Origin of the sequence: Cohnella thailandensis, from assembly GCF_014212135.1 — a bacterium.
Taxonomy (GTDB): domain Bacteria; phylum Bacillota; class Bacilli; order Paenibacillales; family Paenibacillaceae; genus Cohnella; species Cohnella thailandensis.
Genome location: NZ_JACJVQ010000020.1, coordinates 121,012 through 133,949, shown reverse-complemented (window position 1 = coordinate 133,949; position 12,938 = coordinate 121,012). Strand labels below are relative to the sequence as shown.

The following is a 12,938-nucleotide window of genomic DNA, read 5'->3' as shown; positions in this document are numbered from 1 at the left end:
CCTTTCTCTAGCCCACCTTGAACATGGTCATTTTTTGACACCTATTATACCGGATAAGCTACCGACAAACCACTTCCCTTCCCGTTATGATAGAGCACAGATACGCGTTGACCCTACCCCTATACGGAGAGTGAAAACGATGACGAATCAACTTGCCGCCCGAATACCGCATCCGCTCGACCTGCGCTCCGTCCGCATCCAAGACAGCTACTGGGGCTCGTACGTCGACCTTATCCGGGACACCGTCATTCCCTACCAATGGGAAGCGTTAAACGATCGGGTGCCGGACGCGGAACCGAGCCATGCCATCAAGAATTTTCGAATCGCGGCCGGCTTGGAGGAAGGCGAATTCGCCGGCTACTTCTTCCAGGACACCGACCTGTACAAATGGCTGGAGGCCGTCGGCTATTCTCTCGCCACCCATCCGGATCCCGACTTGGAAAAGGTCGCGGACGAAGCGATCGAGCTGATCGCCGCCGCTCAGCGGGAAGACGGCTACGTGAACACGTACTTCACCGTCGCCAAGCCGGGCCAGCGGTGGACGAACCTGCTCGATTGCCACGAGCTGTATTCCGCCGGCCATCTGATCGAAGGCGCGGTCGCCTATTACTATGGCACCGGCAAGACGCGATTCCTGGACGTCGCGAGACGGTTCGCCGACCATATCGACGAGCTCTTCGGCCCGAACCCCGGCCAGCTTCGAGGCTACGACGGGCATCAGGAGCTGGAGCTCGCGCTCGTGAAGCTCTACGAGGCGACGAACGAGCCTCGTTATCTCGAGCTCGCGTCGTTCCAGATCGAAGAACGCGGTCGGGAGCCGAATTACCTGGTCGCGGAATGGGAGAAGCGCGGCCGTACCTCCGCCTGGGCGCCGGGAGTCGTTCAGAAATCGCCGCCTCATATGGCTTACCATCAGGCGCACAAACCGGTTCGGGAGCAAGACGCCGCGACCGGCCATGCCGTCCGGGCGGTCTATATGTATACGGCGATGGCGGACCTCGCCCTGCACAAAGGCGACGACAGCTTGCTCGCCGCCTGCAAGCGCCTGTGGAGCAACGTGACGAACAAGCAAATGTACGTCAACGGGAGCATCGGCTCCACCCATCACGGCGAAGCGTTCACCTTCGACTACGACCTGCCGAACGATACGAACTATTCGGAGACTTGCGCTTCGATCGGCCTGATTTTCTTCGCGCGCCGTATGCTGCAGCTCGAGCCGAAAGGCGAATACGGCGACGTCCTGGAGCGGGCGCTCTACAATACGGTGACCGCGGGCATCGCGGGCGACGGCAAGCACTACTTCTACGTCAATCCGATGGAGGTTTGGCCGACCGCCAGCGCAGGCAACCCGGGCAAGCATCACGTGAAGGCCGTCCGGCAGAAATGGTACGGCTGCGCCTGCTGCCCGCCGAACGTCGCCCGCCTTCTCTCGTCGCTCGGGCATTACATTTACACGGCGAACGAGGATACGCTCTACGCGCATCTGTACATTGGAAGCGAAGCGAAGCTGCCGCTGAACGGCCGCCAAGTGACGCTGTCGCAGAAGAGCAGCCTGCCCTGGGGCGGGGAGGCGAGCCTTACCATCGAAGCGATCGAACCGGCAAGCGAGCAAGCCTCCTCCTCCGGAACCTTTACTCTCGCTCTGCGCGTTCCGTCCTGGAGCAGATCGACGCGCTTCGCTTTGAACGGTCAACCGGTGCAGCCGGTCATCAACGATGGTTACGCCTACTTGACGCGGCAATGGCAGGCGGGCGACTCCTTCTCCATCGAACTGGATATGACGCCGCAGCGTCTCTACAGCCATTCCGAGCTTCGGGCGAACGCCGGCCGGGTCGCGCTTCAACGAGGCCCTCTCGTGTACGCTTTCGAGGAGACGGACAACGGAGCGCCGCTTGCCGCGCTCTCCCTATCCCGCGGCTCCGAGATCCGTGCCGTCCCGAGCGAATGGAGAAGCGACGTCGTCCTGCTGGAGATGGAAGGTATCCGCCTAAGCGAGCCTTCCGGGCAATCCGGCGCCCTCTATGGCGTCGCCCCTCCGGAGGAGACGAAGCAGAAGCTCGTCGCCGTCCCTTATACGCTGTGGGGCAACCGCAAGCCGGGCGAGATGACCGTCTGGATTCGCGAGTCCCGATAACGCGCAGGCAAGCGCAGACAAAAAGCAGGCTTCCGCCCGCTTCCCGCCTATAATAGGCGGGGAGCCGAGGAAGCCTGCTTTTCTTCTTTCGCTTTGCGATGGAACGGCGCATCCAGCGCTTCGGCCATCCGGATCAGCAAGTAGCCGATCAACCCGCCGGACGTATTCAGAATCAGGTCGTCCACGTCGAACGTTCCGATCATCAGCACCAGTTGAGAAATCTCCAGCCCGAGGCTGACCGCGAAGCTGATCAGGACCGCCAGCAGCAATCGGCGCCCCAGGCCGATCCGGATCAGAATGCCGGCCGGCACGAATAGCGCGATGTTGCCGAAGAAATTCAGCTTATCGGTCCCGTTGGAGAGGTGATCGATATTCTGGCGAATCGTATACCCCGGAACGAGATTGCCGAGTTCCAAGCCGCGCAAGAGCCTTCCCGGATTCTCCGCCAACCGCCGCAGCTGCCCTAAAAGAAAGGAGGGATCCGGCGAACCGAACTTGAACAGGATGATTTTGACGAGCAGATAGAAATAAAGGATCGACACCAACAGAACGATCAATTGGACGGACGGTTTGTTCGCCTTCATCGTTAAGCCGCCTCCTTCAAGGCAACCGTCACGATAACGCCGTCCGAGTTGTCTCCCGATATCTCGTAGCTGCCGTCAACCGGCACTTTGAATTCCGTACGCTTCGTTACCGGCACGTAGGAGATTCGGTAGCGGACTCCATCCTCTTCCGCGACGATCGATTCCTTCTCCTTCAGGTAAGCCAGGTATTCCTCGAGGACGAAATTTTTCTCCTTCATGATCCGGCTGTGAGGAAGGCCGACGTACCGGAAATGCCAGGGCTCGTACTGAATGCCGGTGAGATCGACCTTGTCCTTCGGGTACCTCAGGATAAAGCCGTAATCCCAGGCGTGCTTCTTCAGCCACTTGCCTTCCGCGGATTGATCGATCGCCCCCGTCGTCGACCCCAGGTCGAGCGACAGCCCCAGATTGTGCTCGCTATGCCCGGCCGGAAGCGCGTAATCCGAGCCCTTCTCCTCGTACAGCTCCTCCTGCTCGGAGTTGTTGCGGTACCCGCTGCTGATCCGCAAATTCCGAACCCCGTCGCGGGCCGCTCCCTCTACCAGCTCACGAAACCGCAGCGCGACGGCCTCGGACAGCTCGATGGAAGGATCGAGAAGCGAATATCCTTCGGTCAGATCATCCTGTTCGGACAGGTCCACGATATCCTCCGGCAGCGCCTCCGGCCGGATCTTATGCTCCCGGTTGACCAGCACGAGCGGCCCCGAATAAACCTGATCCTTCGTCAGCGTAATCGTCGTCCACTGCTCGGCTTCCGGGTTCGCGCCCGGAGTCGGCGTAGGCGTAGTCGCAGGTGTTTTCGCAGGTACCTTCGCAGGCGTCTGCGTTAACGTCGGCGAAGGCGTCCCCACGTTGACCGACATATCCGAATCCAGACCGCCAAAACCGCAGCCCGACAACACAATAAACGCAGACGCGAACAACCACTTCTTCATTCGACAGCAGCTCCCTTAAACAATGTTCCTTAAGAGTAAGAGAAATTGTTTAATGCGGAAGTGGGGAAAATTTTAATTTTTTCTTAAACGTCGCCCGCCTGAGGAAGCCGCACCTCGAACACCGTTCTCGTTATGTCGCTCTGCGCCGATATCGTTCCACCGTGCTGCTCGGCGATGTTCCTGGCTATGAACAGCCCAAGCCCCGTGCTGCCGCCGTTATGGGAACGCGAGCGATCGCCCTTGAAGAACATGTCGAACAGATAAGGAAGCTCCTCCTCCGGAATCCAGTGCCCGTAGTTGATGACCCTCACGACGACATCGTTCTCCTCCCGCTTGCATTCGATGTCGACGAACTGGCCGTCCTTGCCGTATTGCGCGGCGTTCATGAGCAGGTTCTCGAAGACGCGGGCGAGCAGATCCCCCTGTCCGATCACCTGTACGTTCGGAGGGATGTCCAGCCTTGACGTCAAGCCGTTCTTCTCGAACACCGGATAGAGCTCTTCGCTTAATTGAACGAGAAGCTCGCTGAGATCCAGGGGATTCTTCTCGATCTCGACCTTGCCGTAATTCATCCGCGTAATCTCGAACAGCTCCTCGACGAGCCCTTCCAAACGCCGGGATTTCGTATAGGCGACGTTCATGTAATGCTTCGTTTGCTCTTCCGTAAGGTTGTTGTTATGAAGTATAAAATCCAGGTAGCCGATCACGGAGGTAAGAGGCGTCCGGATATCGTGCGCCAAATTCAGCACCAACTGGTCCTTGCTGTTCTCCGCGAAGTCCCCTCTCTCCACCGCCGTTTTGAGCTTCGCCCCGGCCTTGTTGATGTCCTCCGCGATAATCTCGAACTCGTCGTTCGTGTCGATCTGTATCCGCGCCGAGAAATCTCCGCTTGCCAGACGGTGAATCCCTTCGGATATCTGCCGGAAGTAACGGACGTAAGGCTTCGTGAACAGGTAGAAAAACAAGATCGCGAGCGGAAGGAAAATAAGCAGGAAAAAGTTCAGGTCGCCTACCTTGTTGAGAATCGAGCGCAGAAGATCCATCGTGTCGCCCATTCGGGCGTTCTTCCGGTAATAATTTTGCAAGAGCCGATAGAGCAGGTACGTCAGGGCGGCTGACGCAAGCATGCTGAGCCCGAAGATGCCGAGGATGTTCGTGCGGAAGCTTCTTCTCTCCCTATGCATTGAACGTGTACCCTACTCCCCATATCGTCTTGATCCATTTGTCCTTGTCCTCTCCGAGCTTCTTGCGCAGCGTGCGGATGTGGACCATGACCGTATTGCCGCCTTCGTAGTACGCTTCCCCCCACAATTGGCGAAAAAGATGATCCGCGCTGAACACCTTGTTCGGATGGCTGGCGAGCAGGTACAGTATGTCGAATTCCTTCGGGGTGAGCTCGATCGGTTGTCCGTAGCGCGCGACGGATCGCTTGTCGGGATCGATGGTGAGCCCCGCGAGCTCGATCACCGAGGAGGCTTCGGCTGCCGGCTGGCTAAGCTGCATGGAGCGCCTAAGCTGAGCTTTGACCCGGGCGACGAGCTCCATCGGGTTGAACGGCTTGGTCATGTAATCGTCGGCCCCGATGACGAGGCCCGTTATCTTGTCCATGTCGGACGTCTTCGCGCTTAAGAAAATGATCGGCATCCTAGCCTGCTCGCGAATGAGGCGGGTCGCTTCCAGCCCGTCGAGCTTCGGCATCATGACGTCAAGGATCGCCAGGTCGATCGAATGGGATTGCACCGCCTGAACCGCGGCTCTCCCGTCGGCCGCCTTGATGATCCGGTAGCCTTCCTTCTCCAGGTGCATCGCCACCAGGTCCGCGATCTCCTCGTCGTCGTCCGCGATCAGGATGGTAATCTGCTTCATCGTGTCGTCCACTCCTATTTCCAATTACCTCCCATTGTAGCTTGTTTGGCCGGAATGTGCACGCAGGGGCGCAAGCTCTCTCCTCTAAATGCGAAGAAAGAGCAAGGATGTGCCCTGCTCCTTCTTATCTATGATTCGATTTATAGAGATGTATACCCCGCCACCGCGTCCGTGCGAATAGCCGACTACCAGTTGTTTCCCGAACCGGATACCGTAAAGTTCGAGGAAGCGTTCAGGAACTTGCCCGATGGCGCTCCGTTCACCGTATTATCGGTAAACGCCGAGCTGCCCGTCGCGGAGCCTCGAATATAGACGCCATAGGTTCCCGAATTCGCGATCGTATTCGCTGAGTAAGCGACCGAGATGTTCGGCGCCGGCTCCTCGATGAAGATGCCCGAGTAGACGCTATCCAGAATCGAATTGCCGGACACGGTAATCGTCAAGTTGTTAGCCTTGCCGTCGTTGTTCAGCCAGTACGCCCAGATGGCGCCGATCTGGTACCCGTAATCCTTGTGGGCGGAGCCGGTTCGGATCAGCACGTTGTTCCGAATCGTCAGCGTTCCCGTCATGGAAGGCGGATTGAAGTTCGTGCCGAAGGAGATGCCGGAGCCGTTGACCACCGTGTCCGTGAGCAGATTGCCGACAACCGAATTGTTTTGTCCCCCGTAGATCGCGACGTTGTTGGCGAGCGTCGGGATCTGAACGGTGTTGTAGCTGAACGTGTTGTTCGTATCCAGGTACGTGTCCGACCACATCGCCATCCCGTCGTCCCCGCTGCCGCGGATCGAGTTGTTCGTGACCGTCGTGTTCGAGGTGCCGTAATGAAGGTTGATACCGTCGGCCCATACCGAGCGTACTCGGGAATCCGAGATCGTCGCCGCATTCGTCTGGTTCGTCAGCCAGAAGCCAACCTTCGCGTGCTCGATCCACAGGTTCGTCAGCGTCGAATTCGTCCCGTTCCCTTCGACCCCCGATACGCCGTTGTAGTCGTCCCGCAACCTGTCGTTCGGGCTTATCTTGAAGTCGGACAGCGTCACGTTGCCCCCTCGCAGATAGATGCCCGCGTAATCGCCCTCCAGCTTCGAATACCAAACGCCGGCCCCTTTGATCGAAATGCCGCTGTCGAGGTAGATCCGTGTTCCCGTGTTGTTATAACCGGCGCCGGCCGTTCCGTTGTTCAGGGTGAACGTTCCGGCAGGAATCCAGACGCCCGCGTAAGCCCCGCCGGAATTCTTCACCGCGTTGATCGCATTGTTGATGGCGACGGTATCGTCGGCTCCGTCGTTCCCGAACGCGCCGTATGCCGCGATGGAGACGTAGTTCGACGGCATGGTCAGGGCCGCGGGTACCGGCTCCGCTTCCAGCAAGTCGACGGTCACGTTCGCCGTCTGGGCGAAGTTCAGGTTCGAGCTGCTCCGCTGGAGCTTTAGCACCGTTCCGGCGGCGTACGTCTGATCCAAGACGACCGCGACCTCGTCGAAGAGATGATGCGGGGTCGTCGGAGTCGCGTTCGGATTGTTGGACCACCTCTTCTCCCCTCCTTCCGTTCCCCAAGATCCGTAGATCCAGCTGTACTTGGAGGTTAACGGCACCTCTTGCTTGTAGACGCCGTTCGCGTACAGGCTGATCGCCGATTCGATTCCCGTTCCCGCCGCATTATCTGGAATCGAATACCGAATCGTCAATCCCTTGGCCGCTTTAGCCAGCGTGATCTGCACGTACTGTCCCGCCGCCGTCAGTTGAACCGCTTTTCTGCCCGAGGCCTCCGAAGCCAACGTCCCGAACGTCGTCTGCGGTTCGATCAAGGTTCCCGTATAGGTCGCATTCTCCGCCTCGTAGCTGTCGTAAGGCATCGTCGCTCCATAAGTTCCCGCAGGCGGAGTAGTCGGTGGATTCGGGCCGGTTGCCGCCGTCAGGTCGATCCGGTCCAGATTCACGTTGCCGCTGTCCGTCGTATCGTACTTGTACATGATCGTGTTGTTGCCCGCGTTCAGCTCGATCGTATCGACCCTCGTCGTCCACGTATCCCAACCGGAGGTCGCGATAAGCGAGGTTTGACCGCTCTTTGTCCCGTTCGCGTACAGGCTGAGCGTCTGGGCGGTCGACGAGCCGTTCGCGTATCTCAGGTTCACTTGATAATTGCCCGCAGACGCCACGTTGACGTAGAAGATTGCGGCTGCGGAGCCTTTGTTCGAATCGGTGAATCCGCCGACGAAGCCGGTGCCGCTATACCCCGTATGGTCCGTCGCAATCGTCGCGCCGCCCGTCAGAGCTGCTGATTCGGCTTCATAGGCGGATTGCGGAGACGCCGGATACGTCGGGTTGCTCGGATTTGTCGATCCTAAACCGTACGCCTCGACTTCGGCCGCTTGGCCGCCCGTCGCTCCGGTATTCGCGGTGAACGTAACCCGGATGTAACGAACGGATGCGGATGCGACAGAAATCGCGACCGAATTGCCCGAGGAAGGGTTAAAGACATAGCTGGCGCTCGCCGCGAGAGAAGAGTAAGCCGAATTGTCGCCGCTGCCCGATATCGAGAGGGTCTGCGTTCTCGTCCCCCAGGAGGGAGGAAGCTTGAGGACGACGGAAGATACGCTCCGCGCGCTTCCCAAATCCACGGTCAGCTCATTCGGATAGGAATTCGCCGCCCCCTCGTAATAGGTCGAAGCATTGCCGTCAACCGCATTAGTCGCCGCATAACCCGGATAGGAATTATTGGCGGAAATCGGCTTGTTCAGCGCCAGGTTCGTCCCCGTCCCGCCTGAAGCAATCTCATCCAGGACGACCCGGTCGAGATTCACGTTCCCGGTGTCGCTGGCATCGTACTTGAAAGCGATCGTGTTGGCGCCCGCGTTCAAGCTGACGGTTTCGGTCGCGGTGGCCCAAGCGTCCCAGTTCGCCGACGCCGGCAGCGAGAGTTGCTTCTGCTTCGTTCCGTTCACGTACAAGCTCAAGGTCTTGGCGGATCCGGTGCCGTTCGCGTATCTCAGTTCCGCCGTGTAGCTCCCCGATTGCGAAGCGCTTACATTGAACGTGGCGGAGGCGCTCCCTTTGTTGCCGTCCGTGTACCCGCCGACGAAGCCGGTCCCCGAATAGCCCGAATGATCCGAGGCGACCGCGGCTCCGCCCGACAGGGACGCCGATTCCGCCTCGTAGGTCTGCGCAGCGGAGGCCTTATCCGCATCGAACGGCCAAAATCCAAGCGCCAATAACGCCGAGAGTATCCATACCAATAATTTAGTGCCTCTAGTCCTTCTCCTCATTCGATCCTCTCCTTTGCCCTATAGTCCTGCGAATTCATTCGAAGGTCGTTGCCCTCCAAATGTAAGCGCAAGCCAACGGCGAAAACTACCACGATTGTGACTTGGAGTAGAAGAAGAATGACCGAAGCGGCAGCGAGCGCAAAGTATGGCTTCCAAGTTGAACCATAAGAGAGTTTGACACGACACCATATGGTGTCGTATAATCAATTCGACACCATATGGTGACCATTTGGTTATTTTTGGGATTCTATTTATTTTTGGAGGGGGTGTCGTGAGCGAAAACAACCCGTTGCGAGATGTGTTCGACGCGATTGCGGATCCGACCCGTCGCCGACTGATTCGTCTGTTATCCGAGGCGGAAGAGATACCGCTTCATGACTTAACGGAACGGTTTTCAATGGGCCGTACGGCGGTATCGAAGCATTTGAACATCCTTAAAGAGGCCGGACTGGTCCTTGACCGCAAAGCCGGCAGAGAAACGCGATATCGGCTAAACGCCGCCCCGCTCCGGGAAATTCTAGCTTGGGCGGCTTTCTACAGCAAGTTCTGGGATACGAATATGTCTCGTTTGAATCAACTATTCGAGGAGGAAGAAGAATGAGTTTGACCTTATCCATGGATTTCCCGTTCGCGACATCGATCGAGAAGGCTTGGTCTGCCCTAACCGATTCCGGCAAGCTGGCCAAATGGATTGCGGAGAATGATTTTAAGCCCGTCGTTGGACATCGTTTCCGGTTCCGCCATCAGCCGTCCGAATGGTGGGACGGAATCGTCGACGGCGAGGTGCTTGCCGTGGACGAACCGAACCGGTTGTCCTATATTTGGGCTAGCGGAGGAGAGGAGCAAACGGTCACCTGGACGCTGCAGGAATTGGGCGACGGCAAGGTGAACCTTTATCTCGAACAAACCGGATTCTCCGATACTCAAGGACTTGAAGGCGCGAGATATGGCTGGGGGGAATGGTTCGGGGAATTTGAGAAGGCGTTGGAAGCATAATGAAGTAAAGGCGGCACGCTCCCGCATGCCGCCTTCCTATTTATATATCTTGTATCGTTTAGGCTAGTTATTGTAGAACGGCTACGTCGTATTTCTCGGCGACCGTGCGAAGAAGATAGTTCTCTACGTGGTCGTAATCACCGAGCTTATCGCTGGTGATGACGATCGGCTCCTCCATCCCTCTCACGGTCACTTTGATTCCATCCACTTCGACCGTCCGCAGCAACTTCCTTACCGGCTCCTTTACCTTCTCCAACCGATCGATCTTCATATACTCGATTTTCCTCGGCGAGTTCTCCTTCTCCAGCGTGAGCACCATTTCTGTGGCGTCCAAGTTGACATCCACCGCTCTAAGCATAACGGAATGTCCTCCTTTGGTTTCCCCGCCAAGCGGGGTCAGAATGGTCGTGCTTACCCTCTTATTAACCGCGAAGGAAAAAGTTGAAACAGCCGGACTGCATCTTTTTCTTATTTTTATTTATTCACCATCCTACATCATCAGCTTCACAGGCCCCAGCAGCCCGCAAGGTTCAAGCCAATTGTAGGTGACGGCGCTTAACGAACCTAATAAAGGGTGGTTTCCCTTGCCGGCATCCTTGGATCGGGTTCGGTTGTTCGTTACCACGATTTCTAACCGGTTCGTCCCTTCTTGCACGGAATCTCCAAGGGAAAAGCGATAAGGCTCCGCTACCGCGGCACCTAGGTATTGATCGTTAACGTAAACTTCCGCGCATTCGGAAACTTTACCAAGACTCAGGTATTTCGGAAGCTTGCTGTCGCTGGTAAAAGTCGTTCGGTAAGTCGCTTTCCCGTAGAAGTCCGGATACCGATCGGAAGAGCCGATATCGTCTAACTCATCCGATATCCATATCTCCGGAGCCGGCGAACTGTCCAACGACTCGAACGAAACTTCCCATCGCCCGGACAATTCCTTCGCATCATCCATGTCGGGCGCGGTTATGGTTTCGATGTTCTCCCCGACCATGAACAAAATCGCTTCATATTGCCCGAGTTTTAACGGAATCTGAGTATTCCCTCCCGCTTCGGCAGCTTTCGGAGCGTAGATACGGTTCTCCATGACGTCATACACCCTGACGGGCTTCGTCGTCGGAATCGTGACCACCGTCTCGATCTCTTTAACCGGTTCCTCGTTGTGGAACAAGATCAGATCGACGTCATCTCGCCTGTAATGCAAATATCTTAAATAAGGCTGCGGATTCGAGACGCTGATCTCATAGATGCCGTCTTCGCGAAGCGTTGCGGCCAAGCTATCCAAAGGGACCGCCTTGCACGAGTAAACCTGCGCAGGCATAGCTTCATTGGCGGTCTCGCAAAACCCCTCCGGATGCCGATCGACGAAATATACGGGGAATCCGGCGGATTCGGCCTCTTGAATGAACGATGCGACTTCTTTAGGAATTCTTTGGCTGTACGGGATAATAAGTGCCTGGTAAGACTCCTTATGGATAAGCAATCGGCCGCCTTGGAGACGGGTTCCGAATTCTTCCCTCCGGGCGAACACGTCTGTGGGAACGACATCGTAATCGATTTGATTCGTGGCAAGCGCCTTGCCGGGTTTGTGGAAATACTGGAATTCCCCGCTCCATTCCGCCTCCGCGTGGTAAAGCACCGCAACCGGAGCGACATGCTCGCCATCCCGCAACACATGGCACATCCGGTCGGTATAAGCATTAAGCTTACGAGAAAATACCGGATCCAAATCAATGCCATCCTCCGCAGGAATAAAGTTATTGATCCCGTTGACCAACAAATGGTCGATCACGAACTTGCGGATTCGCGTCCCCGCAAGCGTCCCGTATAGACCGATGAATTCGCAGAGACTGCGTCCCTGCTTCTTGGGGTCGAGGTGACCGGCCGAAGACCCCAGCTTGGCTAATCCGTAATGATAGAATTCTCCGTCGCCTTCCAGCGCGCCGTACCAGCTCATCCCCTCGAAGTCCATTCCCGGCCATATTTGCCCGCCTACCACGTCGATTCCCGCTATATGCTGCCCTTCTTCCACCCGGAAGAAGTGTCCCGGTCCGCTGCCCAGCCGGGAATGCGCATTCTCGTCTTCGATGACGTGCCCGATATACGCAATGCCTCTTTCTTCGCACCATTGGAAGACTTGCCCGTTATAGTTTTTGGCGATTAACCGCGTGATGGTATCCATGTAAGCGTGTCTGACGAACGGACTCGTCCCCTCGAAGTCGCACCAAAGGCTTGGAAGCAAAGTTGGAAAGTCCGGCCCGAATCGTTGTTCGAGTAATTGCGGCATATCCTTGTTCCATGGAAGCGGGACGCTCATGGCATTATGGCTTCTGCCGGGCAGGTTATCGAACACGTAGCCGCCAAGATTCCCGATTTCGGGCTCGTCATAGAAAAAGCCCATCCAGGTGACTCCCAATTGCTCCTTTAACCGTTCATAATGCGGCGCGTGAACCGAATCGATCTGAACTCGGACCGATTCTTCGTCCAATAGATTCATGAAATGTTTTCTTCCGCCGCCATAAGTTTCCAGAATCGCGAATACGCGCCAGATGCCTGGTCCGAAGTCGAATCTCAATACGCCGTCTTTTACTCGCGAGGTGAGGTCGATTCTGGATTCGCTGTCATAACCGGCGGCGTCTACTGACTTCCTAACCGCCGTTACATACAACAACTTATCCGGGATGTCGCTTCGATTTTGCAAGATCTCCTTCAGGTTTCCGCGGATGGAACTCGCCAACTTGTCGATGGGGATGCAGGCCTCATGAATGGGACCGTGAATATCCAAGTGTTTCTCGACGATAAACTTTTTGCTTTTGGACCGGTGCTCCTCTTCCTCGAACGAACCGTTGGCCGAACCTGTCGGGAACGGCGCCGCGTCCTGCATCCAGAACGTCATGCCGAGCTCCTTGCATGCTTCGGAGATGTACCCTAACCGTTCCCACCAATCGTCGTCGAATTTCGTTGTCTTGGAGATGGAGCCGTCCGTTCGATTATATTCCAGGACGATCGAGTAGTAGCCATGCTCGTTAAACTGCTTGATCCTCCTGCGGAGGCTTTCCTCCGTATCCTTCTCGCTGACGCGGAAGAACGGTTGTTGATAGTGAAGGTGCTTGCCCGTCACCGCTTCCTGAATCAACTTGTCCAATTCGATCACCCTCGTATTCTATAA

At 56.7% G+C, this 12,938-nt stretch carries 10 protein-coding genes; 3 read left to right on the top strand and 7 right to left on the bottom strand.

Translation table 11 applies throughout. From position 1 onward, the window contains the following. Positions 1–139: 139 nt before the first annotated feature. Positions 140–2,134, top strand: a complete 1,995-nt coding sequence (locus H7B67_RS24015; RefSeq protein ID WP_185122412.1) for a glycoside hydrolase family 127 protein — start codon at positions 140–142, stop codon at positions 2,132–2,134. 47 nt (positions 2,135–2,181) lie between these two features. Here H7B67_RS24015 and H7B67_RS24010 read toward each other — a convergent pair whose 3' ends face one another. The 5 genes from H7B67_RS24010 to H7B67_RS23990 form a co-directional block, all read right to left on the bottom strand. Beyond that, on the bottom strand, positions 2,182–2,718 hold the full coding sequence (locus H7B67_RS24010) for a VanZ family protein (RefSeq protein WP_185122411.1): 537 nt from the start codon (positions 2,716–2,718) through the stop codon (positions 2,182–2,184). 2 nt (positions 2,719–2,720) lie between these two features. Beyond that, positions 2,721–3,653: a M15 family metallopeptidase gene (locus tag H7B67_RS24005; RefSeq protein ID WP_245364068.1), complete on the bottom strand. Its 933-nt coding sequence runs from the start codon at positions 3,651–3,653 to the stop codon at positions 2,721–2,723. Positions 3,654–3,736: 83 nt separating this feature from the next. Then, positions 3,737–4,837 (bottom strand): sensor histidine kinase, encoded by a 1,101-nt coding sequence (locus tag H7B67_RS24000; RefSeq protein ID WP_185122410.1) that lies wholly within the window; start codon positions 4,835–4,837, stop codon positions 3,737–3,739. Continuing rightward, on the bottom strand, positions 4,830–5,519 hold the full coding sequence (locus H7B67_RS23995) for a response regulator transcription factor (RefSeq protein WP_185122409.1): 690 nt from the start codon (positions 5,517–5,519) through the stop codon (positions 4,830–4,832). Before H7B67_RS23995 ends, H7B67_RS24000 begins: the two co-directional genes overlap by 8 nt. Positions 5,520–5,704: 185 nt before the next feature. Then, positions 5,705–8,782, bottom strand: a complete 3,078-nt coding sequence (locus H7B67_RS23990; RefSeq protein ID WP_185122408.1) for a CBM35 domain-containing protein — start codon at positions 8,780–8,782, stop codon at positions 5,705–5,707. 271 nt (positions 8,783–9,053) lie between these two features. On the opposite strand from H7B67_RS23990, the gene H7B67_RS23985 reads away from it, so the two are divergent. Both H7B67_RS23985 and H7B67_RS23980 read left to right on the top strand, forming a co-directional pair. Then, the gene (locus H7B67_RS23985) at positions 9,054–9,383 is read left to right on the top strand and encodes a metalloregulator ArsR/SmtB family transcription factor (RefSeq protein WP_185122407.1); all 330 of its coding nucleotides are present in this window, start codon (positions 9,054–9,056) and stop codon (positions 9,381–9,383) included. Then, positions 9,380–9,778, top strand: a complete 399-nt coding sequence (locus H7B67_RS23980) for an SRPBCC family protein (protein ID WP_185122406.1) — start codon at positions 9,380–9,382, stop codon at positions 9,776–9,778. Before H7B67_RS23985 ends, H7B67_RS23980 begins: the two co-directional genes overlap by 4 nt. A 67-nt stretch (positions 9,779–9,845) precedes the next feature. Here the strand turns inward: H7B67_RS23980 and H7B67_RS23975 are convergent, their stop codons facing one another. Together H7B67_RS23975 and H7B67_RS23970 are read right to left on the bottom strand one after the other, a co-directional pair. Next, positions 9,846–10,136, bottom strand: coding sequence for a hypothetical protein (locus H7B67_RS23975; RefSeq protein WP_185122405.1), 291 nt, complete (start codon positions 10,134–10,136; stop codon positions 9,846–9,848). Between the two features lie 132 nt (positions 10,137–10,268). Next, positions 10,269–12,914 (bottom strand): glycosylhydrolase-like jelly roll fold domain-containing protein, encoded by a 2,646-nt coding sequence (locus H7B67_RS23970; protein ID WP_185122404.1) that lies wholly within the window; start codon positions 12,912–12,914, stop codon positions 10,269–10,271. Positions 12,915–12,938 lie beyond the last annotated feature (24 nt).

Coding starts and splice junctions, on each gene's coding strand:
- H7B67_RS23975 (WP_185122405.1), bottom strand. CDS start 10,136: ATGCTTAGAGCGGTGGATGTCAACTTGGACGCCACAGAAATGGTGCTC.
- H7B67_RS23995 (WP_185122409.1), bottom strand. CDS start 5,519: ATGAAGCAGATTACCATCCTGATCGCGGACGACGACGAGGAGATCGCG.
- H7B67_RS24015 (WP_185122412.1), top strand. CDS start 140: ATGACGAATCAACTTGCCGCCCGAATACCGCATCCGCTCGACCTGCGC.
- H7B67_RS23980 (WP_185122406.1), top strand. CDS start 9,380: ATGAGTTTGACCTTATCCATGGATTTCCCGTTCGCGACATCGATCGAG.
- H7B67_RS24010 (WP_185122411.1), bottom strand. CDS start 2,718: ATGAAGGCGAACAAACCGTCCGTCCAATTGATCGTTCTGTTGGTGTCG.
- H7B67_RS24005 (WP_245364068.1), bottom strand. CDS start 3,653: ATGAAGAAGTGGTTGTTCGCGTCTGCGTTTATTGTGTTGTCGGGCTGC.
- H7B67_RS24000 (WP_185122410.1), bottom strand. CDS start 4,837: ATGCATAGGGAGAGAAGAAGCTTCCGCACGAACATCCTCGGCATCTTC.
- H7B67_RS23990 (WP_185122408.1), bottom strand. CDS start 8,782: ATGAGGAGAAGGACTAGAGGCACTAAATTATTGGTATGGATACTCTCG.